Source organism: Xanthomonas sp. 3075 (assembly GCF_014197275.1).
Lineage (GTDB): Bacteria > Pseudomonadota > Gammaproteobacteria > Xanthomonadales > Xanthomonadaceae > Xanthomonas > Xanthomonas campestris_B.
In genome coordinates this window covers 23,075-48,208 of the sequence record NZ_JACIFI010000003.1, presented here as the reverse complement: position 1 = coordinate 48,208, position 25,134 = coordinate 23,075, and the positions used below count along the sequence as shown (strand labels likewise).

The window sequence follows — 25,134 nt, the reverse complement described above, 5'->3', positions numbered from 1 at the left end:
TCAGTGTCCTGTCGGTTGCGCAGTGGCGGGCGTGGCAGGCTGCACGCGGCGCTTGAACACGCCGCTAACCAGCACGAAGAACAGCGGTACGAAAAAGATCGCTAGCACCGTGCCGGACAACATGCCGCCGATCACCGCCGTGCCCAGCGCATGCTGCGCGCCGGCACCGGCACCGCTGCCGAGCACCAACGGCACCACGCCCAGGATGAAGGCCAGCGATGTCATCAGGATCGGCCGCAAACGCATGCGCGCCGCTTCCAGCGCCGACTCGATCAGGCTCTTGCCGTTTTCGTGCAGCTCCTTGGCAAACTCCACGATCAAGATCGCGTTTTTCGATGCCAGGCCAATCGTGGTCAACAACCCCACCTGGAAGTACACGTCATTCATTTTCCAGGTCAGCATTGCCCCCAGCAGCGTGCCGAACACGCCCAGCGGCACCACCAGGATCACCGAGAACGGAATCGCCCAGCTTTCGTACAACGCCGCCAGACACAGGAACACGATCAGGATCGACAGGCCGTACAACAGGCCGGTCTGGCCGGTGGAGGATTTTTCCTGCCGCGACAATCCAGTCCACTCGTAGCCGATGCCCGGTGGCAATTTGGATGCCGCCGCTTCCACGATCTGCATCGCTTCGCCACTGGACGCCGCGCCGGGCAGCGCCATGCCCAGGATTTCCACCGACGGCACGCTGTTGTAACGCTCCAACCGCGGCGAGCCCGATTGCCAGCTGGCGGTTGCGAAGGCGTTGAACGGCACCATGGTGCCGGCGCTGTTGCGCACGAACCAGCGGTCGACGTCCTGCGGGTTCATGCGGTACGGCGCGTCGGCCTGCAGCATGACCTTCTTGACGCGTCCCTTGTCGATGAAATCGTTGACGTACACGCTGCCCCAGGCGCTGGAAAAGGTGTTGTTGATGTCGGCAATCGACACCCCCATCGCCTGCGCACGGTGCGGGTCAATCTCCAGCTTGAACTCGGGCGTGTCTTCCTGCCCGTTCGGGCGCACCGCCACCAGGCGCTTGTCCTGCGACAACTCGGCAAGCAACTGATTGCGCGCCTGCATCAAGGCGTCATGACCGAGGTTGGCGCGGTCCTGCAGCATCAGGTCGAAGCCGGTGGCATTGCCCAACTCGGACACCGCCGGCGGTGCGAACGCAAATACCCTGGCATCGCGAATGTCGGCGAAGAAGGCACTCGCCTTGGCAGCCACGTCGGTGACGCCCTGCCCCTTGCCGGTGCGCTCGTCCCACGGCCGCAGCTTGACGAACGCCAGGCCGGTATTCTGGCCGCTACCGGCAAAACTGAAACCGGACACGGCAAACACGCCTGATACCGAATCCTTCTGATCGACCAGGAAGTGATGCTCCACCTGCTTGAGTACCTCGCTGGTGCGCGCATCGCTGGCACCTGGCGGCAACTGCACCAGCACGAACAACGTGCCCTGATCCTCGTCCGGCAAGAAGCCCACCGGCAACTTCATGAAGCCGACCACCACCAGCGCCAGCAGCACGGCATAGGCGAGCATGTAGCGCCAGCCCTTGCCCAGCATGTGCCGCACCACGCCTTGATAGCGGTGGTTGCCGCGATCGAACATGCGGTTGAACCAGCCGAAGAAGCCGGTGGTGGCCATGCCATGGCCTTTTTGCACCGGCTTGAGCAAGGTGGCGCACAGGGCCGGGGTCAGGATCATCGCCACCAGCACCGACAAGGTCATGGCCGAGACGATCGCGATCGAGAACTGCCGGTAGATCACGCCGGTGGAGCCACCGAAGAACGCCATCGGCACGAACACCGCCGCCAGCACCAGCGCCACACCGACCAGCGCACCGGAAATCTGGTCCATCGATTTGCGCGTGGCGTCCTTGGGCGACAACTGCTCCTCGCTCATCACGCGCTCGACGTTCTCCACCACCACGATGGCATCGTCCACCAGCAGGCCGATCGCCAGCACCATCGCGAACATGGTCAGCGTATTGATGGTGAAACCAAATGCGGCCAGCACACCGAAGGTGCCCAGCAACACCACCGGCACCGCAATCGTCGGAATCAAGGTGGCACGGAAGTTCTGCAGGAACAGGTACATCACCAGGAACACCAGCACCACCGCTTCGATCAGCGTGTGCACCACCTGCTCGATGGAGATGCGCACGAACGGCGTGGTGTCGTAGGGCTTTTGCACCTTCATGCCCGGCGGGAAGAATTTCTCCTGCTCTTCCAGGCTCTTGTCGATGGCCCGCACCGTATCCAGTGCATTGGCACCGGTGGCCAGCTTGATCGCCAGACCGGCAGCTGGCTTGCCGTTATAGCGGCCGACCGTATTGTAGCTTTCCCTGCCCAGTTCGATGCGCGCCACATCGCGCAGCCGCACCTGCGCACCATCGGTCTGCGTGCGCAACAGGATGTTTTCGAACTGTTCGGCGGTCTTGAGCCGGGTCTGCGCGGTGATGGTGGCATTGAGCTGCTGGTTGGCCACCGCCGGCAACGCGCCGAGCTGGCCGGCCGACACCTGCGCGTTCTGCGCCTGGATTGCGGTGCGCACGTCCACCGGGGTGAGATTGAAATTGCTCAGCTTGTCCGGGTCCAGCCAGATGCGCATGGCGTATTGCGAACCGAACAAGGTGGTGTCGCCCACGCCTTCGACGCGGCTGATGGTTTCCTGCACGTTGGCCGCCACGTAATCGGACAGGTCCGAATCGCTCATGCTGCCGTCTTCGGAAGTGAAGGCCAGCACGTTGACGAAGTTGGTGGCCGACTTGGTCACCGTCACACCCTGCTGCTGCACTTCCTGCGGCAGCAACGGCGTGGCCAGCGACAGCTTGTTCTGCACCTGCACCTGCGCAGTGTCCGGGTCGGTCCCGTTGTCGAAGGTCAGCGTGATGGTCACCGCACCGCTGGATTCGCTGGTGGAGGCCATGTAGCTGAGATGGTCCAGCCCCTTCATCTTCTGCTCAATGACCTGGGTGACGGTGTCTTCCAGCGTCTGCGCCGAGGCGCCCGGATAATTGGCAGTAATGGCGACGGCGGGCGGCGCGATGCTGGGGTATTGCGCGATCGGCAAGGTGGCGATGGACAGGATGCCGGCCAGCATCACGATGATGGCCAACACCCACGCGAAGATCGGACGGTCGATGAAAAAGCGTGCCATGTCGTGTGATCCGCCTTAATTCGCCGCACGCGGCGTGGTGGGCGCAGATGGCGCGCCCGCAGCGTCGGTGCGCTTGGGTTGCCATGGCACGGTCTTGACCTGGAGGCCGTCGCGCGCGCGCGAGGCGCCTTCGACCACCACCTGTTCGCCGGGCTTCAGGCCGCTGCGCACCAGCCACTGGTCGCCGACTTCGCGGTCGGTGTCCAGCACGCGCAACTGCAGTTTGTGGTCGGCGCCGACCACGAAGACGGTCGGCTTGCCGGCACCATTGCGCGAGACCGCCTGCTGCGGCACCAGCACGCCCTGTTGCTTGACGCCTTCCTGCAGCACCGCGCGCACGTACATGCCCGGCAGCAGATCGGCGTTCGGGTTCGGGAACACTGCGCGCAGGGTGATCGAGCCGGTGGCCTGATCGACGGTGACATCGGAGAACGCCAGCTGGCCCTGCAACGGATAGCGGCTGCCGTCTTCCAGCAGCAGCGAGACCTTGGCAGCGCCCTCGCCGACCTTTTCAAGGTCGCCGCGCGCCATCGCCTGCTTCAGCCGCAATACCGCCGCGCTGGGCTGGGTGACATCGATATAGATCGGGTCCAGCTGCTGGATGGTGGTCAGCGCGGTGGCCTGGTTTGCGGTCACCAGCGCGCCCGGCGTCACGCTGGAGCGGCCGATGCGGCCGGAGATCGGAGCGTCCAGACGCGCAAATGCCAGATTGATACGCGCGGCTTCCACGCTTGCCTTGCCGGCGGCCACGTCGGCCTCGGCCTGGCCTAGCGCTGCGGCGGTGTCGTCGCCTTCCTGCTGGCTGATCGCCTTGATCTGCGCCAGCTCGGTGTAGCGCTCGGCCTTGAGCCTGGCGGTGCGCAGGTTGGCCTGCGCCTTGGCCAGGGTGGCCTGGGCACTGGCATAGCTGGCGCGGTAGGTGGCCGGATCGATCTGGTACAGCGTCTGCCCGGCCTTGACCTCGCCGCCCTCGGTGAACTGGCGCGACTGCACGATGCCGCCCACCTGCGGGCGGATTTCGGCGATCAGGTACGGCACGGTACGCCCCGGCAGCGCGGTGGTCAGCGACACCGGCTGCTGCTTGACGGTCAGCACCGCCATCTCCGGGATGCCCTCCTCCGGCGGTGGCCCCCCCGGCGGGCTGCCGCAGGCGCTGAGCAGGACGGTGGCAGCAGTGGCAACAGCGAGCAGGGGCAGGCGATACGAGGCATGAGGACGCACGAGGAGGTCTCCGAAGGGACGCAGGATGGTTAAATCTAAACGGTACGGTTCGGTATCCTAATAAGCTCATCCGTGGGCGTCAAGCATTTCTGCCCAGTTGGTATACTTAAAGTCCAAAAGCGGAGTGAGTCGATGCGGGTCAGAACCGAAGAAAAGCGCGACGCCATCGTCCAGGCGGCCAGCGAGGTCTTCCTCGAACTGGGCTTCGAAGGCGCCTCGATGTCGCAGATCGCCGCCCGCGTGGGCGGCTCCAAGCGCACGCTCTACGGCTATTTCCCGTCCAAGGAAGAACTCTTCATCGCTTTCGCCCAGGACATGTGCGACAGCTACATCGACCCGTTGCTGGATGCGCTGGAGCACGCCAACGGCACGCTCGCCGAGACCCTGCAGCGCTTTGGCGAGGACATCCTCACCTTCCTGTGCGCACCCAGCTCGATCACCATCTGGCAGACCATCATCGGCGTGTCGGGACGTTCTGACGTGGGCGCGTTGTTCTTCAACGCCGGCCCCGAAGAAGGCATGCAACGCATGGCAGATTTCCTGCAGAAACAGATGGACCGCGGCCAGATCCGGTGCGCCGACGTCGTGATTGCATCAAAGCAACTTGGTGCCCTGATCGAAGCGGAAACCCTGATGCCCTGCCTGTTCGGCGCACTCAAAGATCCCTCGCCGGAGTATCTCCGCGATGCGACGCAGCGCGCCGTGGAGCTGTTTTTGGCAGGCTATGGATGCAAGAACACCGCTGCGGCGTGATGCGCGGCGGTGGTTTGATACGTTGGGTAAGCGATCAGTCGCTAACGCTCTCGCTTCTGCGGCTGCACAGCATTCGTGCACGTGCGCGATGTTCGAAGCCTTGTTGGTGTGACAACAACAGCGCATTTGGCTGCAGCGGAGTGCTACGTCTGCGCACTGCCGGCAACTAAGCGCGGCTAACAGAACTACTCACGCCAGCCTACTGCACAGGCCGGCGGATCTGCTGCCTGGCTGCAGCCCACCGTCGCGGGACACGCCGCAAGTACGTCCTTGTAAGCGCTTACGCGGCATCCATGCCGCGTAAGGTCCCACGACGCTGGGCGGGCAAGGACCAGTCGAGATGGTCGGCATGCATGGGTTTAAACACAGCAACCAGCGGAGTCTCTGGTGCGGTGTCCTCGCCGCTGGCGGGACCGTGTGGCGGCATGGATGCCGCCACCGAGCCTCCAGGGATGGATTCACGGCGTGTCCCGCGAGCGGTGAGGGCACCGCGCATTCGACCCACTCAGTGTTTGATCTGGACTTCTGACGGCATCCACCAAGATACGGCCGACAAAACCACTGCACTCACTGACAAGCGCTCGCTCGCCAGGTTTTGTTAGCTGCTCTAAGTGAACCGCCCTGCACTTGCCTGGCGATCCTTACTCTGTCACGGCGCACTTGGCGCACAAGCCATGCACTTCCAGCGTCTGCGCCTGCGGCTGGAAACCCAGCGCCTTGGCGCGGGCTTCCAGTTGCGCCACCACCTCGCGGTCTTCCAGTTCCACCGCGCTATGGCAGCGGTCGCAGATCAGGAACGGCACCGAGTGCTGGGCGCTGTTGGGGTGATGGCAGGCGACGAAGGCGTTGACCGATTCGAGCTTGTGCACAAAGCCATTGGCCATCAAAAAATCCAGCGCGCGGTACACCGTGGGCGGGGCGTCGGCGCCGACGCCCTTGCCTTCGCGCACCCAGTCCAGCAGTTCGTAGGCCTTGACCGGCTTGCCGGCGTCGGCGATCAGCCGCAGGACATTGGCGCGGATCGGCGTCAGCCGCAGGCCGCGTTCGCTGCACGCGCGCTCCACCGCGCGCACGAAACCGTTGGCATCGTCGACGTGGTGATGCGGTGCAGTGCAGGCATGTTCGTTGGGTTTCATCACAGGCTCCGGCGGTCAGCCCGCTCCTATCTTGATGAGTGCCGCATCGATGCGTTTCAAGGCACCCTCGCGTCCGGCCAGATACACCGTCTGCGAAATGTCCGGGCTGACCTGGGTGCCGGTAATGGCCACGCGCAGCGGCTGGGCGACCTTGCCCATGCCCAGTTCCAGCGCGGCGGCAGCGTCGTGCAGCGCCGCGGAGACGCTCTCCACGCTCCACTCGCTCAGCGCAGCGAGCAGTTCGCGCGCCTTGCCCAGCGGCACTTCGGCACCCAATTTCAGGTGCTTGATCACCGCCGCCTCATCGTAGCTTTCCAGCGGCTGGTACCAGACCACGGCCTTTTCGGCCATTTCCTTCAAGGTCTGCACGCGCTCGCGCAAGGCCACCACCACGTCGGCGGGAGCCGGGCCGGCGGCGACGTCGATGCCGAGCCGGGCGAGCTGGTATTCCAGCTGCGGGGCGATGCTGGCCGGGTCGTCGGTCTTGAGGTAATGCTGGTTGACCCAGCCCAGCTTGGCCATGTCCAGCCGCGCGGCCTTGGAGTTGACGTCCTTGACGTCGAACAGGTCGAGCAATTCCTGCCGGCTGAACAACTCCTGGTCGCCGTGCGACCAGCCCAGACGGGCCAGGTAATTGATCAGCGCGTGCGGCAGATAGCCGGCGTCCTTGTACTGCATCACATCGGCGGCGCCGGTGCGCTTGGACAGCTTGGCGCCCTGCTCGTCCAGGATCATCGGCATGTGCGCGAACTTCGGCACCGGCGCGCCCAGCGCCTCATAGATATTGATCTGGCGCGGGGTGTTGTTGATGTGGTCGTCGCCACGGATCACCTCGGTGATGCCCATGTCCCAGTCGTCCACCACCACCGCGAAGTTGTAGGTGGGGAAGCCGTCGGGGCGGAAGATCACCATGTCATCGAGCTCGCTGTTGGCGATCTCGATGACGCCCTTGATCAGGTCGTCGAACACCACCGTGCCGCCGACCGGGTTTTTGAAGCGGATGACCCGGTTGGGGTCGTCGCGGTATGGCAGCTTCTGCTCGCGGGCGGCACCGTTGTAGCGTGGCTTTTCCTGCCTGGCCATCGCGGCCTCGCGCATGGCGTCGAGTTCTTCGCGGGTTTCGTAGGCGTAATAGGCCTTGCCCTGCGCCAGCAGCTGCTCGGCGACCTCCTGGTAGCGGGCCACGCGCTGGGTCTGGTAGATCGGGCCTTCGTCATAGCCCAGGCCCAACCACTCCATCGCTTCCAGGATGGCGTCGATGGCCTCCTGGGTGCTGCGCTCACGGTCGGTGTCTTCGATGCGCAGCACGAATTGCCCGCCGCGATGACGTGCCTCCAGCCAGCAATACAGGGCGGTGCGGGCGCCGCCGATATGCAGGTAACCGGTGGGGCTGGGAGCAAAGCGGGTGCGGCAGGTCATGGAGCGCTCGGCGGAACGGGTGTCGGCCGATTTTACCCCGGGCAGCGCAGACCTGCCCGCTTGCGGCTCAGCGATTGCGCAACAGGTCGCCGTAGACCACACAGTCATCGCCGCTGCGCGCCGGGCCGGGCGCGTCGTACAGCACCAGCCAGGCGGGCGTATTGCCGGCCAACTGCTTGGGCAGGTTGCAGATCGCCTCGGCGCGGTCGCTGTCGGTGCCGTGCGGCAACACCGCCGATTCCAGCAGCTCGTGCTGAAAGCGCACCGGCGCCCGGTTGGCGGCCAGCACTGCGCGCGCGCCCGGCCATTTGAACAGGCGGATTTCACCGTTCAGCACCATGGTCGGGCCGGCCAGCAGGTACAGGTCGTCGCCGGAATAGTGCAGGTCGCGGATGCCCAGACCGCCCAGTTGCAGGAAGTGCTTGCGCAACAGCGTGCCGTCTTCGTCCAGCGGCGCCAGGCGTAGATGGTCGCCATGCGCCTGGACCTGGACCTGGATCTCCAGCATTGCCGACCAACCGCGCAGCACCGGCCCGCGCAGGCCCAGCAGCAGGCGCTGGCCGTCCACCACGATGCCTTCGATGTCGAAGCCGTTGTCCTTGCCGGGGATCTTCAGGAACGGGCCGAAATGCGGATCGTCGGCCAGCAGCTCGGTAAGCTGGTTGTGCTTGGCATCGCCCTTGAGCCGCAGTGCGCGACGGCCGTCGGCGGCTTCGCGCACCAGGTGCGGCGTGCCGTCGGCAGCCTGCTCGATCGGCAGGCACGCCAGCAGGCGGCGGTTGGCATCGAGTTTGAGCTTGGTCAGGCGCTTGGCGTTTTCGGCATCGTCGCGTCCCGGCTTGGCGTTCTTGCGCTTGAGCCCATGCGAGCCGATCACCCACAAATACCCGTCCGACAGCGCCATGCCTTCCAGATCCGCCTCCTCGGCGGCCTCGCCCGGCAGGTCCAGCAACTCGGCCAGCGCAAAGCTGCGCCCTTCGCCGAAGCGCAGCGTCTCGCGCTGCACGGGGGCGAGCTTGCGCAAGCGGTCCACTGCGCAGGCCTCATCGCCGGCCACCCACAGCCAGTCGTCGGTAAATGCAGCGCCGGACAGGTTGCTGTGCACCAGCGCGCCAGGCGCGAATTCGAGACGGACGCTATGCGGAATCAGGGTTTTCTTGGCCATGGGAACCTGGTGGGTGGCGTTGCTGGGGACACACGAAGTGGCGAACAAACAGTGACCTGGCAAGCGCGTGGCGCGCAGTGCTCGGCCGGGCGCGAAGGGGGTGACGCGCACCGCAGTGTAAGAGCGATGGATGGATGCCGCAGCGCGCGCCCACCGCGCCTGCCTGGAAGTGAGCGTTGGCCGCGCTAGGTCAATCGAACGCGGCCAGCTTGGCACGCGTCACCGTGGCAGCCAACTGTCCAGGCCAATCGCGGTCGTTGGCGACCTGCGCGTGGGCGCGGCTGGCCTCGAATGCGTCGAAGTCCAGCTCCGCGTAGGCCCACACGGCGTCGCCCTGGGTCTGCGCCAGCACGCCATCGGCCGGGAAACCGACATCCATCGGCGCGAACACCGCCGCTTCGCCGGTATTGACGTCCAGCGCCGGGCTCCAGGGCGCTTCCCCAGCGGTGACCGATTGCGCGACGAACACGCGATTTTCCAGCGCCCGCGCCAGGCAGCCGATGCGTACCCGCATCGCCCCGGCGGCGGTGTCGGTGCAACTGGGCACGATCAACAAGCGCGCGCCGGCCTCGTATTGCGCGCGTACCGGCAGCGGAAATTCGCTGTCGTAGCAGATTGCAATGGCCGCGCGGATGCCGTCCAGGTCGAACACCTTCACCGTATCGCCCGGCACGATCAAACCGGTGGCCTTTTCGAAACCTGTGAGCTGCAATTTGTCCTGCCAGCCGTGCAGGCCGTCAGGCGTGAACCAGTCGCTGCGATTGCGGTAACGGCCCTGCCCCAGGTCCAGCAGAAAACTACCGGCAATCAGATGCACCCGATGTTGGCGCGCGAGGCCGGCAAACAACCCCAGCCACGGCGTGCGTAGCGCCTGGATCGCTGCCAGCGATTCGGGCAGACCGGCAGAAACCTGCGTGGCGAACGTCGCGCCCAGTTCCAGCGCCAGATACTCCGGCAACACCACCACACGTGCCCCGGCAGTGGCGGCCTCGCTCACCAACGCGGACTGGCGTGCAGCGAACGCGGCGAAATCGGCGGGCTTGCCGATCGGATATTTGGCGACGGCGATTTTCATCTGGCGGCCTTGTGATGATGGAGCGATGAGGCGACGTGGATCGGTCACGACGACAACGCGCGCGTCCACACACGCAAACTGTGGTCGATCTGCCCGTGTTGCAACTCCGCCCAGGCCAGTTGCACGCGCATGTCCGGTTGCGGCGCATACCCGCGCTTGCGCCAGAACACGTCGTTGGGCCGAGCGTCTGCCGGCTTGCGTGGATCGTCTTGCGCACGCTCCACCGCGCAAAACGCTGTGAGCGCAAACCGACCCAGCGCACGTGCATGCGCTTCGCGCCGGTCGAAGAAGGCATGCCCGATACCCTGCCCGCGATACGCCGGCAACAACACCGATTCGCCGAAATAAAACACGCTGGCCGGGTCGATGCCGGCCGCGCGAAACGGCGCATGGAAGGCCTCGCTGTCGTCGAGCAGCGGCAGGCCGGTGGAGGCACCGATCACCGCATCGCCATCGCGCGCCAGCACGAACACGCTGTCCGGCGAGGCCGCATAGGCGGCCAGGTAGGCGCGCTCGTACTCGCTATCGCCTGCATACAGATACGGCCAGGCGCAAAATACGCTGATGCGCAGCTGCGCCACCGCATCCAGATGCGGCAGCACGTCGGTGCCGCGTACCGTCTCGACAATCAGGGATGAGCCAGTCATACGCGCCATGGTAAGCCAGCCGGACGCGGTGGCGATGACATGCGTCAGCGCAGCCAACCGTCCTTGCGTCGGTCCACCGCAGCGGGTTGCTGCCACAGCAACCACACTTCCGCATCTGCACAGGCCAGCAGCACGCCAAGCAGGGCATCGGTGCTGCGGGCCCAGTAAGTGCCGTTGCTCAAACGCTGCCAGGGGCCGTAGCTGCGCGTCCTTGGTGTGCCAGCCAGCGCGGCCTCGCTCTGCTGCGCCGCCTGCAAGCATCCGGCGTCGCCCATGCGTAACGCCTGCGCGGTCTCGGCCTGCAAACGCAGACCGATCACACCGCGACGCCAGTCGTGACGGATTGGCAAGGCCGACAACGGCGAACGTTCCCAGCCGTGCGGCAACGCTGCCGGAAGCAGCGCCACCGTGTCGATCCCGGCGGGCAGCAAGCGCTGCACCCGCCGGAGTACCTGTGCGTGAGCGAGCATGCCGATCTCAGCGCAGACTGTTGCCAAGCTCGTACCAATCGACCTTACGCGTCACCCACATGATGCTGGCCAGGATGCCGAACAGCAGCAGCGACCCCATCAGCAGCGAGTTGTCTTCGGAGACCAGCAGGCTATAGAGCACGCCATACAACGCCGTCAGCATCACCGAGAATCCTGCCGCGCGCGCCCAGCTACGCAATACACCGGACAGATAGAAGAACTGCAGGCCGATACAGGCCGCGGCCGACACCAGATACGCCTGCCAGAACGCGATGTGCTCGGAAAGACTCAGCAGCAGCAGGAAGAAGATTGCCAGCGCCAGACCCACCAGCAGATATTGCAGGGGATGGATCGGCAAACGCTTGATCAGTTCGAACAACACGAATGCCACAAAGGTCAGCACCACGAACAGGATGCCGTACTTGCTGGCCCGGTCGGCCTGGGTATACACGTCCACCGGGTCGACCAACCGCACTTCCAGCGTATCCAGCGACGACTGGCCGGACTGCAACTGCAGTTGCGCATCGCCGCGCACCTGCTGCAGCGTATCGACCGAGACCTGGCCCGACTGCAACTGCGATTGGGCACTGGTGGCCAGCGACGACAACGACCAGCTCGCCTCGAAACCGCGCTCGCTGATGGTCGGCGCATTCGGCAGGAAGCGCCCGCCGAACGAGGGATGCGGCCAGGCCGAGCGCAGCGCGATGTCGTTGCTGTCGCCGATGGGTGCGATCGCCAGGCTGCGGGTGCCATCCAGCACGAACGTCATTTCCACCGTTTTACCCTCGCTCACCTTGCCGGCCAGCGGGTCGGCCAGTGGCTGCAGGTCGGCATGGATGCCGGGCGAGCGTCCCGCCAGGCCACCTGCCCCGCTCTCCAATTTCAGCTCACGGCCATCCGCGCGCAGGCTCGGCGTACCGACCAGACCGCGCACGTCGGAGATGCCCACCGCCAGATGCGGCTGCCCATAGCTGCGCCCCTCCACGGCCGGATAGTCGAGTGGATCGAACCCGGCCTTGAGCGTTGCCTTCCACGAATACACCTGCACCCGGAACAAGCCGATCTTGCGCTCGGACGGGATCAACTCGCCGCTCAGGGTGAGCGTGCGCGGGGTCTGCAGCAACTGGCCGTTGTGCTTTCGCCACACCTTGTGCGGCTTGCCTTCCTCGTCGGGCTCGCTGACCTGCACATCCTGGGTATACGGCAGCACCCGCACCGGTGCGATGAACTGCTGCTCACCGGCCTTGCTTTGCGCCACGCGCTCCACGGCCTGATTGCGATATTGCACGCGGTCCTGCACGGTGCTGCGGATCAGCAGCAACGGGATCATCAGCAACAGGACCAGTGCGCCCATGGTGGCGAACCGTAATAACAGTTTCAGGGATTTCATCGGCCTTCCTCAGTCTGGGAGGTGGCCAGGATGCGAGGCGCCGGTGTCGGGGGTTTGAGGCGAACTTGAAGCGAATGTGAAGTGGGCGAACGACATGAGCAGCGACCGCCACTGTGACGTGGTGAGGGAATCCGGTTGTCACACGTCGAAAGTGCAACACAGGCCCGAGACAGGCTTCCGTTCCATCGACAGTACTTCGCACCACCGCCGCGCGCTTCGCCGCCAGGCGCAACGATGCGGATGCAGTTGCGTACTGCAGGGCCATACCTTCGTTTTTTGTCTTGTTTTGATCGCGGCTTTCTCAGCCCGTCGTTTTCCGATGTGTTTATTCAACTTCGCGCGTGCCGTACCCGGCATCGTTCAGTCCGCGTAACCGCTTGCCGGCCCTGATTCCAGAAGTGCGCACGACTGCATTCCTCTCTAGCCTGGAGTTTGCCTTCCATGAACAAGCAACGTTCGCTCGCCCTCTGTCTGCTCTCTGCCCTGAGCCTGTCCTCCGCTGTCGCGCAGGCGGCCGTGCATGGGATGGGTCTGAAAGCTTCGCCGCTGATGCAACCGGTCACCCCGTTGTTCGGAACCGCGAGCGCCGCCAAATCCCTTCCCGCCAGCGTGGACCTGACTGCCTGGGCGATCACGCCAGGCGATCAGGGCCAGGTGGGGTCATGTGCGTCGTGGGCAACCGCCCACACCCTGACCGGCTGGTATGCCAACGCCGGCAAACAGGCGCAAACCCGCTTCGCCCCGATGTATCTCTATACCCAGGTCAACGATGGCGTCGATGAGGGGTCCACGCTGGAAGCGCCGCTGGACGTCGCGCTGGCCCAGGGCATCGACACTGAACAGCATTACTCCTGGGGCAACTACAACTGGAAGAATCCACCCACCGCAGCCGACCGCGCCAACGCTGCCAAAAACCGCACGCCGTACAGCAAGTACACCGTGCTCTATTCATCAAGCGACGGCAACGGCGGACGCGCCTTGATCGAACAAATCAAACTCGCGCTGGCCGCGTCCACGCCGGTGGCCATCGGCTTCTATGTCCGGCAGGGTTTTGAAGAACTCACGCCCCAGAACCAGGTCGACTACGACATCAAGACGCCCATCCTGGGCGGGCACGCGGTGGTCGCGCTGGGTTACGACAGCGAAGGGCTGATTGTCGAGAACAGCTGGGGCACCGAGTGGGGCAACAAGGGCTTTGGCAAGCTGTCCTGGTCGGTGGTCGCCAAGGACGTCATCGGGGCCGACGTGGTGCACTAGGACACCGCGGATGCGCACCGCAATGCGCGGCTGACACCGATGCGGCATGTGCCCTGGCGCATGCCGCATCGGCAGCACCGCAATGCTGCCGCACTGGGCAGTGGGCAGCGGGTCTTTCGCACACCGCCTGCAGCGTCGTTTAGCGGGCGGGCAGGCGCAGGGTTGCGATCGCCCCCCCGCCGTCGCGATTGCCTAACGCGACTTCACCGCCGTGCAGGCGCGCGACTTCGCGCACGAACGGCAGGCCGAGCCCGGAACTGCGTTGTCCGGTCTGTGGGCGGGCCAGCGAATAGAAACGCTCGAACACCCGTTCCAGCGCGTAGTCCGGCACGCCGCTGCCGCGGTCGTGCACCGATAGCTGCACCTGCCCTTGCTGGATCTGCGCTCGCAACTGGATGGTGCTGCCTTGCGGTGAAAACGCGATGGCATTTTCCAGCAAGTTGATCAGCGCCTGGCGCAGCAGGAATCCATCGCCCAGCACGTACTGCTCGCGCGCCTTGTCGGATGCCGCGTCGCCTTCCAGCAGCACGCCGGCCGCCGCCGCGCGCGGCAATACTGCGTCCATTGCGGCCTGCAGCATGCCGGCAACCGCGATGCGCTCGCGCGTCTGCAGCCAGCCGTGCTGTTCGACCTCGGCCAGCGCCAGTAGCTTGTCGATGGTTTCGGTCAGGCGCTGCTCCTGCGCACGGATGCTGGCGACGAAGTGCTGGCGATCGGCTTCCGGCAATGGCTCGCTCAACAATTCGGACGCCCCACGAATCGCCGCCAGCGGGCTCTTCATTTCGTGCGTCAGCGACTGCACGTACTGCTCCACGTAGGCCTTGCCTTCCAGCTTGCGGCGCATGGTTTCCAACGCCTGGCCCAGGTCGCCGATCTCATCGCCGCGCGGTTTGGGCGGCGGCACCGGAATGCCCGAACTCACCGCCTGCGCGTAGCGATTGAGCCGGCCGATGCCACGCATCAGCCACCAGGTCATGCCGATACCGATCAAGGCGGAAATGCCGATCAACCAGGCGCCGCGCTGCAGGATGTTGCGCTGGCTGGCTTCGATGAACGGGTCGATGCTGCGATTGGGCTGGGCCAGGGTGAGTACCCCGATCAACCTGGTCGGCGCGTCCGGCGCGTAGATCGGCGCGGCCACGTGCATCACCGTGGCGGTCGGGTCGCCGTCGACCTCGGGGCTGGAACGCGCGCCATATTCGCCGCGCAAGGTGCGATAGACATCGTTCCAGCGCGAGTTGTCGCGGCCCACGTCGCGGCCCAGCGAATCGAACACCACGACGCCACGCGCATCGGTGACGGTGACGCGGTAATCCACATTGCCCTTGCGGAACCGCCACACCCAGGCCTTGGGGTCGCGCCGCTGCGCCTGCGCCACGTTGCGCGCAAAGCTGCCGGTGGCGATCTTGCCGGCGGCCAGCTCGCCACTGGCCATTTCCGCCAGCACGTTGGCCGCGTCCACCAGCGTGGATTCCATCGCCTGGCGCACCCCGGGTTTGACCTCGTTGACGAACACCCGCATCACGAAGAACGCGGCCAGCCCGACGATCAGGAAGAAGCCCAGAAATAGCTTGAGACCGAGCCGCATGTCAGCGGCTGGCCTCGATCACGCCACAGTGCCCGCAGCGGCAATGGCCACTGCGCGGAGGCAGGCAATCGCCAGCCGCAGGCCGACGGCGCGAACGCAGCAGCGCAATTCCTGCTGCCAGACACGCCCTCCTTGCGCCGGCCAGGTGCCTGTGGTCGCCGCGCTCAACCATGCCTATAGCTCCAGCGCATAGCCAAGGCCCCGATGGGTGCGGATCGGATCGGCCGGTACGCCGGCCTGGCGCAACTTGCCGCGCAGTGTCTTGATATGGGTGTCGACAGTGCGGTCGGCGCTGTCGGCGCTGGCATCCCAACCGCGATCCATCAGCTGCGCGCGGCTGAGGATCGCACCAGGACGTTGCAACAAGGCCGACAGCAGCGCGTATTCGTAGCGGGTCAGCGGCAGCAGCGCATCGCCATAACGGATGCGGCTACCTTCGCGGTCGATCGCAAACGCCCCCTGCGGCTGCCACCCCTGCTCGGCCACCTGGGCCACGCTGCGCCGGCGCAGGCGCGCACGCACCCGCGCCACCAGCTCGCGCGGGGAGAACGGTTTGGCCATGTAATCGTCGGCGCCCAGTTCCAGACCGAGCACGCGGTCGATCTCGTCGTTGCGGGCAGTCAGAAAGATCACCGGCACGTCGCTGAAACCGCGCAGCGTGCGGCACACCTCGAAGCCGTTGATGTCCGGCAAGCCTACGTCCAGCACCACCACATCGGCCGGGTCGGCGCGCAGCCGCGCCAATGCATCGCGGCCCAGCAGGCAATGCTCGGGCGCGTAGCCTTCGCTGCGCAGCGCGTACAGCACGGTATCGGCAATGGCGGCTTCGTCTTCGACGACAAGTACGCGGGCGGGGGTCTCTGACATGCCGCGCAGCATAGCCGCATGCCGGCGTGGCCCATAGCGCGCGCACTGCCAGCGCGCAGCGCACAGGCAAGCGTCGGCAACAGATCGTCGGGGCGGTTGCGCGCGCCCGGCGCCCCGCCCTCAAGACCATGCCGCCGCTGCATGCCGCCACGCCGCGCACCCGCGCGCAGCGCAAACGGCCGCGCACGCTCTACACTTCCCGGATGAACTATCGCCACGCCTTCCATGCCGGCAACCATGCCGACGTGCTCAAGCACATCGCCTTGCTGGCGCTGATCGACACCCTCAAGCGCAAGGACACCCCGTTCTTCGTGCTCGACACCCACGCCGGGCGCGGGCGCTACCAGCTCGGCGGCGAGGAGAGCCGCAAGACCAACGAGGCCGATGCCGGGGTGATGCGGCTGATGGCCGAGTCGACCCTGCCCGAGGTGATCGAGCGCTATCTGCGCGCAGTACAGGCCGACAACCACACCGTCGTCCGCCCGGCTACGCCCGGCCAAAAGCCGGCGCGCCCCACCGCCGGCATCCAGATCAATCATTACCCCGGCTCGCCGTTGCTGGCCGCGCAAGCGCTGCGCGAACAGGACCGCATGGCGTTCTGCGAGCTGCAGCCGGAAGAAGCCGAAGCGCTGAAGCGCCTGTTCGCCAAGGACAGCCGCGTTCGCGTGCATGCCGGCGATGGCTACGAGGCGATTCGTGCCTTCGTCCCCCCGCGCGCGGGCGAGACCAAGATCGGCCGCGGGCTGGTGCTGATCGACCCGCCTTACGAAGCGCAGGAAGCCGAATACCCGCAGGTCATCCACAGCGTGCGCGAGACCCTGGCGCGCTGGCCGCAGGCGATCTGCATGGTGTGGTACCCGATCAAGCTGCGCCGCAGCCTGCAGCCGTTCATGCGCAAGGCGGCCACGCTGCCGGCCAAGTCGGTGCTGGTGGCCGAGCTGCAGGTGCGCCCGGACGACTCGCCGCTACGCCTGACCGGCAGCGGGCTGTTGATCGTCAATGCGCCGTGGCAGTTCGACCAGGTGCTGGCGCCCGCGCTGCCGGCGCTGAAGCAGCATCTCGGCGAAGCCGGCGCCTCGACCCGGCTGGAGTGGTTGCGCCAGGACGGATAAGCCGGCGTGTCCGGCCGCTCCGGTCCCAGGGCGCGCCACAACACCCGCCCTGCACGCCACCCGGCCGCGTCCTTGCGGGAATTGGCCGTCAGCGCCCCCCTACGCCCGCAACGCCCGTCGTGGCGCGACCAAGCCGGCCGGGATCACGCGCTGCCGGTGACGCCCGCAGCAACGCACCTGAACCGGTCTGACGGAGCTGGCGAACACTGACGCATACTCACGACTGGATCACGGTCTCGCTCGGTAGAGTGAGATGAGAAGCACTGCCACCTTTCACATGACCCCTGGCGGCGCACCGGATTCGTTCACGGTTGTGCGCCGGGCGGGTGCCAGAATCTTCCGATCTTCAAGGAACACCGGTCATGGCCATTCGTAATCGCATGCCTCCGTGGCATGAAAACTTCAGTCTGCCCAATGGCCGCACCCTTTTGCTCCGCCCGATCCGTCCCGAGGACGGTCCGCCGTTGCAGGGGGCTTTCAGCCTGTTGGGGCCGGAGGAAATCCGCGCGCGCTTCGTGCGCTCTTCCGCCGAAATCACCCCGGAGATGGTGCAGCGCCTGACCCATCCCAATCCCAAGAGCGAAATCGTGCTGGTTGCCGCCGAGCAATTGCCGCCGGGCGAAGCCCTGGTGGGCGCAGTGGCGCGTGCCGCATTGGTCCCGGGCACCCGCCAGGCCGAGTACACCATCCTGGTCAGCAGCTTCGTCGCCGGCCAGGGCCTGGGCCGGCAGCTGATGCGCAAGTTGGTGAAGTGGGCGCGCCGCAAATACCTGGACTGCCTGTTCGGCGATGTGCTGCAAAGCAACGTGCCGATGCTGCAGTTGGCCGAGTCGCTGGGCTTCAAGCCGCAGCCGCATCCGGATTCGCCGGAGCTGGTGCGGATGGTGCTGGAGCTGGATGCCTGATTTGCCGGGATTCGGGATTGGGGATTGGGGATTCGGGATTTGGCTCAGAGCTGCTGATCTGTCGCTTGGCTGCAGGGCCCTTGCCCGCCCACCGTCGCGGGACAGGCCGCAAGTACGTCCGTGTAGTCTCTTACGCGGCATCCATGCCGCGTAAGGTCCCGCGACGGTGGGCGGGCAAGGACCAGTCAAGATGGTCGGTGTGCGGGGTGCAAGCAAAGCACGACCTGCGTTGTTTGGTAACGGCGCGCCCGCTCAGCTTCCCAAAACAAGCCGAGCAACGGGCAAGTTTTTAATGAAACAACCGACTAACTGTCTGGTGCGGTGTCCTCGCCGCTTGCGGGACCGTGTGGCGGCATGGATGCCGCCACCGAGCCTACAAGGACGTACTTGCGGCGTGTCCCGCGAGCGGTGAGGGCACCGCGCGCTCGACTAATCAGGTTTGTGACCTGCGCTTCCGGCTGCAACTTGCCCAACGGGTTGCTTGCCAAGGTTTGCCCGGTACCAGCAAGTCGGTACTTGACCTGACCCCCGGGGGACGCGCTTCTGCACAGGCGACTCGACGCCCGCTTTCACGCCGGATGGACCGGTCGTAGCGGGCGCTCTGATAAAATTGCGGGCTGATGCCGTCGCCAACCACCTTCCCCTCTCCGCCGCTGCCCAAGTCCGGCCAGCTCCGTGCCTATTGGCGCGCTCCGTCTTCGCCGACTGCACTGGCCTGGTCGATCGCACGCGCTGCCGAAGCGCACACCGGCCCGCTGCTAGTGATCGCGCGCGATAACCAAAGCGCGCATCAGATCGAAGCCGATCTGCATGCCCTGCTCGGCGAACAGTCCGCGCTACCGGTGGTGCCGTTTCCCGACTGGGAAACCCTGCCCTACGATCAATTCAGCCCGCACCCGGAAATCATCAGTCAGCGGCTTGCCGCGTTGCACCGCCTGCCCACGCTGACCAAGGGTGTGGTGATCGTGCCGGTGCAGACGCTGATGCAGCAGCTGGCGCCTTTGAGCTACATCGTCGGCGGCAGTTTCGATCTCAAGGTCGGGCAGCGGCTGGATCTGGAGGCGGAAAAACGCCGTCTGGAAAGCGCCGGTTACCGCAACGTGCCGCAGGTGATGGACCCGGGCGATTTCGCAGTGCGCGGCGGCCTGCTCGATGTGTTTCCGATGGGCGAAGCCACGCCATTGCGGATCGAATTGCTGGACGAGGATATCGACTCGATCCGCGCTTTCGACCCGGAATCGCAGCGCTCGCTGGACAAGGTGGAGGCGGTCAAGCTGCTACCGGGCCGCGAAGTGCCGATGGACGACGCCAGCATCGAACGCGTGCTGGCCTGCCTGCGCGAACGTTTCGACGTGGATACCCGGCGCAGCGCGCTGTATCAGGATCTGAAGTCCGGTCTGGCGCCGTCGGGCGTCGAGTATTACCTGCCGATGTTCTTCAGCAAGACCGCGACCTTGTTCGATTATCTGGACAAGCGCGTGTTGCCGCTGGTCGCCACCGGCGTGTCCAACGCGGCCGATACGTTCTGGGCGCAGGCGCAGGACCGCTACGAGCAACGCCGCCACGATGTGGAGCGCCCGCTGCTGACGCCGGACGAGTTGTATCAATCACCGGACGCATTGCGCGAGCGGCTCAACAAGCTGGCGCGCATCGAAGTCTGGGCCAGCGACCATGCGCGCATCGACGAGGCCGCCGCACTCGGCGATCAGCCGTTGCCGCCGCTGCCGGTCGCGGCAAAGGACGCGCCGGCGGGTCAGGCGCTGGCCTCGTTCCTGAGCCATTACCCGGGCCGCGTGCTGGTGGCGTCGGATTCGGCCGGTCGCCGCGAAGCCTTGATGGAAGTGCTGGCCGCCGCGCAATTGAAGCCGGAGGTCGTCGCCGACCTGCCCGCCTTCCTGGCCGCGACCACGTTGCGCTTCGGCATCACCGTGGCGCCGCTGGAAGACGGCTTTGCATTGGACAGCCCGCAGATTGCGGTGCTGACCGAGCGCCAGCTGTTTCCCGAGCGGGCCAACCAGCCGCGTCGCAGCCGCCGGGTCGGGCGCGAGCCGGAAGCGATCATCCGCGACCTGGGCGAGTTGTCCGAAGGTGCGCCGATCGTGCACGAGGACCACGGCGTGGGCCGCTACCGTGGGCTGATCGTGCTCGATGCCGGCGGCATGCCCGGCGAGTTCCTGGAAATCGAATACGCCAAGGGCGACCGGCTGTATGTGCCGGTGGCGCAGCTGCATCTGATCAGCCGTTATTCCGGCGCCTCGGCCGAGACCGCACCGCTGCATTCGCTGGGCGGCGAACAATGGACCAAGGCCAAGCGCAAGGCCGCCGAGAAGGTGCGCGACGTGGCGGCCGAGTTGCTGGAAATCCAGGCGCGCCGCCGTGCACGTGCCGGTCTGGCCTTGCAGGTGGACCGCGCAATGTACGAACCGTTCGCGGCCGGCTTTCCATTCGAGGAGACTCCCGACCAGCTGGCCGCCATCGATGCGACGCTGCGCGATCTGGGCAGCAGCCAGCCGATGGATCGCGTGGTCTGCGGCGACGTCGGCTTCGGCAAGACCGAAGTGGCCGTGCGTGCGGCCTTCGCCGCCGCAAGTGCCGGCAAGCAGGTCGCCGTCTTGGTGCCGACCACGCTGCTGGCCGAGCAGCACTACCGCAACTTCCGCGACCGCTTCGCCGATTACCCGATGAAGGTGGAAGTGCTGTCGCGCTTCAAGAGCACCAAGGAAATCAAGGCCGAGCTGGAGAAGGTCGCCAGCGGTGATATCGACGTCATCATCGGCACGCACCGGCTGCTGCAGCCGGACGTGAAGTTCAAGGACCTGGGCCTGGTCGTGGTCGACGAAGAGCAGCGCTTCGGCGTGCGCCAGAAGGAAGCGCTCAAGGCGATGCGCGCCAACGTGCATCTGCTCACGCTGACCGCCACGCCGATCCCGCGCACGCTCAATATGGCCATGGCCGGCTTGCGCGACCTGTCGATCATCGCCACCCCGCCGCCGAACCGGCTCGCCGTGCAGACCTTCATCACCGCCTGGGATAACACCTTGTTGCGCGAAGCGTTCCAGCGCGAGCTCAGTCGTGGTGGGCAGCTGTATTTCCTGCACAACGATGTGGAAAGCATCGTGCGCATGCAGCGCGACCTGGCCGAACTGGTGCCGGAAGCGCGCATCGGCATCGCGCATGGGCAGATGCCCGAGCGCGAGCTGGAGCGGGTGATGCTGGATTTCCAGAAGCAACGCTTCAACGTGTTGCTGTCGACCACGATCATCGAGTCGGGCATCGACATTCCCAACGCCAACACCATCATCATCAACCGCGCCGACCGCTTCGGTCTTGCGCAGTTGCATCAGCTGCGTGGACGGGTCGGTCGTTCGCATCATCGCGCCTATGCGTACCTGCTGGTGCCGGATCGTCGCTCGATGACCGCCGATGCTTCAAAGCGCCTGGAAGCGATCGCCTCAATGGACGAGCTCGGCGCCGGCTTCACACTGGCCACCCACGATCTGGAAATCCGCGGCGCCGGCGAGCTGTTGGGCGAAGACCAGAGCGGGCAGATGGCCGAGGTCGGTTTCAGCCTGTATACCGAACTGCTGGAACGCGCCGTGCGCAGTATCCGCCAGGGCAAGCTGCCGGATCTGGATGCCGGCGACGAGGTGCGTGGCGCCGAGGTCGAGCTGCATGTGGCCTCGCTGATTCCAGAGGATTATCTGCCCGACGTGCATACGCGCCTGACCCTGTACAAGCGCATTTCCAGTGCCCGCGATGCCGATGCGCTGCGCGAGTTGCAGGTGGAGATGATCGACCGCTTCGGCCTGCTGCCGGGCCCGGTCAAGCATCTGTTCGCCATTGCCGAGCTCAAGCTGCAGGCCAATGCCCTGGGTATCCGCAAGCTGGACCTGGGCGAAAACGGCGGCCGTCTGGTGTTCGAGGCCAAGCCGGCGATCGACCCGATGACGGTGATCCAGATGATCCAGAAACAGCCAAAGATCTACACGATGGACGGCCCGGACAAGCTGCGCATCAAGTTGCCATTACCCGAAGGCGCCGACCGGTTCAATGCAGCGCGTGGATTGTTGGCGGCGTTGGCACCGGGCTGAAGCGCGGCCAATGGTCGCGCTTGGCTGCGTAGTCGGTTCCGACACTGAATCACGCCAAGCGCCTCACCGATGGCGCATCGGCAGCAGACACGCAGCGCGACGCGATGCGGCATTTCGATGAAAGCCCATCGCGCCACCGTCACTGGCGCGTGACAAATACCGCTTCTTTCCAGCGTGATTTCTGCAAAAAAGCCGCAAGCCGTCACGTCCTTTGCATTAAAGAAAGCGGCCGACTTGCAGTTATCTGTCTTGCAGGACTGTCCAGGACATCCTTCGCCTGAGCCTGCTTGTGACGAACCTGAGCAGTTTATGCCCGGGTGGTGATGGGCTTCTCAAATCCATCATCCTGCTGAATTTCAACTAAATATTTCTGTCACGGGCCGATACCTGCATAGACCGGCATGTCCCTGTGTGCAGACCAGCTCACAGCAAGACCCGCCAGCGATCTTCCTTCGCGTCATGGCGCGCATCCGTGCGCCATCGCATCGCTTGAGGCATCAATGAACATCCCACGTTCCGATCTACCCGCACCACTGACGCTCGCCCTCGAAGGCGAGATGACGATCCGTCGCGCGGCCGAACTCAAGCCGCTGCTGCAGCCGGCATTGCTGCATCCGGGTGGCCTGCATCTGGACCTGGGCGCGGTCAGCGAGATCGATACCACCGGGCTGCAGTTGCTGCTGGCCACCCAGCAGGCGATCAGGGCAGATGGGCGGCCGTTTTCGCTCACCGATTCCAGCCGTGCGGTGATCGATGTGATCGAACTGCTCGGCCTGCTTGAGGCCTTGTATCCGCACGCGGTTGCCGGCCTCGGCGAACAGCTTCACTAAAGGATCAACGCGCGCATGGACATGAACCAGCTGATGCAGACTTTCCTGGCCGAGAGCCGGGACCTGCTCGAAGACATGGAACGCCACCTGCTCGAAGCCGAGCGTGGCGAATCCTCGCCCGATGCGGTCAACGCGATCTTTCGCGCGGCCCATACCATCAAGGGGTCGGGCGGATTGTTCGATCTGCCGCAGCTGGTCGGCTTCACCCATGTGGTGGAAAGCGTGCTGGACCTGGTGCGCGATGGCGCGATCACCCTGAGCTCGGAGCTGATCGGGCTGTTGCTGGTGTGCTGCGACCATATCCATGCGCTGGTGGAAACCGCCGCCGACCCCGGCCATGCCGATCCGGCCGCACTGGCGGCCGAAGCAGAGCCGCTGCTGGCGCAGCTGCAGACCTATCTGCAAGCCAGCGTCTGCGGCGTCACTGCCGCCGCCGTCCAGCACATACCGGAAAAACAGAGCGGGTATTGGCGCGTCACCTTGAAGCTGTATGCCGATGCGCTGCGCTTCGGCAACTCGCCGCTCAAGCTGATTCGCAACCTGCGCGGACTGGGGTCGGTGGAATCGATCAGCACCGATGCCAGCCAGTTGCCATCCTTCGACGATCTCGATCCGGAAGCCAACTATCTCGGCTTCCAGATCCTGCTGCGCAGCGATGCCGATCGCGCCGCAATCGAAGAGGTGTTCGAATTCGTCCTGGACGATTGCGACCTGGACATCACTGCGGTGCCGGCGCCGGTCGATGCGGCGCTGCACGTGGTCGCAGAACCTGCGCCTGCGGCGCCTGCCAGTCGCGCGCCCGCAGCGGCGGTCTCCGCTGCAGCCTCGGCACCGGCGCGTGCCGCGCCGGATGCAGGCGCACGCAACGCCGACGCGCGTTCGATTCGCGTGGATGCGGACAAGCTCGATCGCATGATCGACCTGGTGGGCGAACTCATCATCGCCGTGTCCAGCACCAACGCGAACGCGCAGCGCACTGGCGATGCGCAACTGCTGGAATCGGCATCGATCCTGGCCGGGTTGGTGGAAGACGTGCGCGAAAGCGCCCTGCAGCTGCGCATGGTCAAGATCGGTGGCACGTTCAGCCGCTTCCAGCGCGTGGTGCACGATGTGGCGCGCGAGTTGGGCAAGGACATCGCGCTGGTCGTTGCCGGCGAAGACACCGAGCTGGACAAGTCGGTGGTGGAAAAGATCGGCGACCCGCTCACCCATCTGGTGCGTAATGCGATGGACCACGGCATCGAGCCGGCGGACGTGCGCGTGGCGCGCGGCAAGCCCGCACGCGGCACGGTGGGCCTGAACGCGTATCACGACTCCGGCAGCATCGTCATCCAGATCACCGACGATGGTGGCGGCTTGAACCGCGACCGCATCCTGGCCAAGGCGCTGGAACGCGGCCTGATCGAACCCGGCCGTCAACTGAGCGACCGCGACGTCTTTGCGATGATCTTCGAGCCCGGCTTTTCCACTGCCGAGAAGGTCACCAACCTGTCCGGGCGCGGCGTGGGCATGGACGTGGTCAAGCGCAACATCACCGCGCTGCGCGGCACCGTCGAGATCGACAGCACTGCGGGCGTCGGCACCACCATCTCGGTGCGGCTGCCGCTGACGCTGGCCATCATCAACGGCTTCCAGGTCGGTATCGGCAAGTCGGTGTTCGTGGTGCCGCTGGACGTGGTGGAAGAGTGCGTGGAATTCACGCCCGACTACGCCAGCGACTACATCGACCTGCGCGGCAACGTGTTGCCGTATGTGCGGCTGCGCGAGTTGTTTGCGCTTGGCGGCAAGACCCCGGCACGCGAAAGCATCGTGGTGATCCGCCAGGGCGTGCAGCGCTTCGGGCTGGTCGTGGACACCTTGCTGGGCGAATGGCAGACCGTCATCAAGCCGTTGTCCAAAGTCTTTACGCAGGTCAGAGGCATCAGTGGCTCAAGCATTCTGGGCAGCGGCGATGTCGCGCTGATTCTCGATGTGCCCAGCCTGATCCAGCAATTGCATCCACATCAGGACGCCTTGGCGGCCTGAGCATCCGCAGTACCACTCATTTCCACCTCCGCGTCG

18 protein-coding genes are annotated in these 25,134 nt (G+C 65.4%); 7 read left to right on the top strand and 11 right to left on the bottom strand.

Going from position 1 to position 25,134, the window contains the following annotated elements:
* Both GGR62_RS03865 and GGR62_RS03860 read right to left on the bottom strand, forming a co-directional pair.
* Entirely contained in the window at nt 1-3,147 is a 3,147-nt protein-coding gene (locus GGR62_RS03865) for an efflux RND transporter permease subunit (protein ID WP_184406665.1), read from the bottom strand.
* A gap of 15 nt (nt 3,148-3,162) precedes the next feature.
* A complete protein-coding gene (locus GGR62_RS03860) occupies nt 3,163-4,368 on the bottom strand; it encodes an efflux RND transporter periplasmic adaptor subunit (RefSeq protein WP_184406664.1) in 1,206 nt (401 codons plus the stop codon).
* 132 nt (nt 4,369-4,500) lie between these two features.
* Here GGR62_RS03860 and GGR62_RS03855 point away from each other — a divergent pair, with 132 nt between their 5' ends.
* Nucleotides 4,501-5,121, top strand: coding sequence for a TetR/AcrR family transcriptional regulator (locus GGR62_RS03855; RefSeq protein WP_184406838.1), 621 nt, complete (start codon nt 4,501-4,503; stop codon nt 5,119-5,121).
* A 641-nt stretch (nt 5,122-5,762) separates the two neighbouring features.
* Here the strand turns inward: GGR62_RS03855 and GGR62_RS03850 are convergent.
* The 7 genes from GGR62_RS03850 to creD all read right to left on the bottom strand — a co-directional run bounded on the left by GGR62_RS03850 (nt 5,763) and on the right by creD (nt 12,423).
* Nucleotides 5,763-6,257 (bottom strand): transcriptional repressor, encoded by a 495-nt coding sequence (locus tag GGR62_RS03850; protein WP_184406663.1) that lies wholly within the window; start codon nt 6,255-6,257, stop codon nt 5,763-5,765.
* A gap of 15 nt (nt 6,258-6,272) precedes the next feature.
* Nucleotides 6,273-7,676, bottom strand: coding sequence for a glutamate--tRNA ligase (gltX, locus tag GGR62_RS03845; protein WP_184406662.1), 1,404 nt, complete (start codon nt 7,674-7,676; stop codon nt 6,273-6,275).
* Nucleotides 7,677-7,743: 67 nt separating this feature from the next.
* Nucleotides 7,744-8,841 (bottom strand): DUF3616 domain-containing protein, encoded by a 1,098-nt coding sequence (locus GGR62_RS03840; protein ID WP_184406661.1) that lies wholly within the window; start codon nt 8,839-8,841, stop codon nt 7,744-7,746.
* A 190-nt stretch (nt 8,842-9,031) separates the two neighbouring features.
* Nucleotides 9,032-9,916 carry a carbon-nitrogen hydrolase family protein gene (locus GGR62_RS03835; RefSeq protein ID WP_184406660.1) on the bottom strand — a complete coding sequence of 295 codons (885 nt, stop codon included), beginning with the start codon at nt 9,914-9,916 and terminating at the stop codon, nt 9,032-9,034.
* Between the two features lie 44 nt (nt 9,917-9,960).
* Nucleotides 9,961-10,572 carry a GNAT family N-acetyltransferase gene (locus GGR62_RS03830; protein WP_184406659.1) on the bottom strand — a complete coding sequence of 204 codons (612 nt, stop codon included), beginning with the start codon at nt 10,570-10,572 and terminating at the stop codon, nt 9,961-9,963.
* Between the two features lie 35 nt (nt 10,573-10,607).
* Nucleotides 10,608-11,033, bottom strand: coding sequence for a hypothetical protein (locus tag GGR62_RS03825; protein ID WP_184406658.1), 426 nt, complete (start codon nt 11,031-11,033; stop codon nt 10,608-10,610).
* A 7-nt stretch (nt 11,034-11,040) separates the two neighbouring features.
* Nucleotides 11,041-12,423, bottom strand: coding sequence for a cell envelope integrity protein CreD (gene creD / locus GGR62_RS03820; RefSeq protein ID WP_184406657.1), 1,383 nt, complete (start codon nt 12,421-12,423; stop codon nt 11,041-11,043).
* 441 nt (nt 12,424-12,864) lie between these two features.
* Between creD and GGR62_RS03815 the strand changes: the two genes are divergently transcribed.
* On the top strand, nt 12,865-13,680 hold the full coding sequence (locus GGR62_RS03815) for a C1 family peptidase (protein ID WP_184406656.1): 816 nt from the start codon (nt 12,865-12,867) through the stop codon (nt 13,678-13,680).
* Between the two features lie 139 nt (nt 13,681-13,819).
* Here GGR62_RS03815 and creC read toward each other — a convergent pair whose 3' ends face one another.
* Both creC and creB read right to left on the bottom strand, forming a co-directional pair.
* Nucleotides 13,820-15,268, bottom strand: a complete 1,449-nt coding sequence (creC, locus tag GGR62_RS03810) for a two-component system sensor histidine kinase CreC (protein WP_184406655.1) — start codon at nt 15,266-15,268, stop codon at nt 13,820-13,822.
* A 174-nt stretch (nt 15,269-15,442) separates the two neighbouring features.
* The gene (gene creB / locus GGR62_RS03805; protein WP_184406654.1) at nt 15,443-16,147 is read right to left on the bottom strand and encodes a two-component system response regulator CreB; all 705 of its coding nucleotides are present in this window, start codon (nt 16,145-16,147) and stop codon (nt 15,443-15,445) included.
* Nucleotides 16,148-16,338: 191 nt separating this feature from the next.
* On the opposite strand from creB, the gene rlmJ reads away from it, so the two are divergent.
* The 5 genes from rlmJ to GGR62_RS03780 all read left to right on the top strand — a co-directional run bounded on the left by rlmJ (nt 16,339) and on the right by GGR62_RS03780 (nt 25,098).
* On the top strand, nt 16,339-17,247 hold the full coding sequence (gene rlmJ, locus GGR62_RS03800) for a 23S rRNA (adenine(2030)-N(6))-methyltransferase RlmJ (RefSeq protein ID WP_184406837.1): 909 nt from the start codon (nt 16,339-16,341) through the stop codon (nt 17,245-17,247).
* Between the two features lie 362 nt (nt 17,248-17,609).
* The gene (locus GGR62_RS03795) at nt 17,610-18,152 is read left to right on the top strand and encodes a GNAT family N-acetyltransferase (protein ID WP_024939889.1); all 543 of its coding nucleotides are present in this window, start codon (nt 17,610-17,612) and stop codon (nt 18,150-18,152) included.
* 620 nt (nt 18,153-18,772) lie between these two features.
* Nucleotides 18,773-22,243: a transcription-repair coupling factor gene (mfd, locus tag GGR62_RS03790; protein WP_184406653.1), complete on the top strand. Its 3,471-nt coding sequence runs from the start codon at nt 18,773-18,775 to the stop codon at nt 22,241-22,243.
* A gap of 500 nt (nt 22,244-22,743) precedes the next feature.
* The gene (locus tag GGR62_RS03785; protein WP_184406652.1) at nt 22,744-23,073 is read left to right on the top strand and encodes an STAS domain-containing protein; all 330 of its coding nucleotides are present in this window, start codon (nt 22,744-22,746) and stop codon (nt 23,071-23,073) included.
* Nucleotides 23,074-23,088: 15 nt separating this feature from the next.
* Nucleotides 23,089-25,098, top strand: a complete 2,010-nt coding sequence (locus tag GGR62_RS03780) for a chemotaxis protein CheA (protein WP_184406651.1) — start codon at nt 23,089-23,091, stop codon at nt 25,096-25,098.
* Nucleotides 25,099-25,134 lie beyond the last annotated feature (36 nt).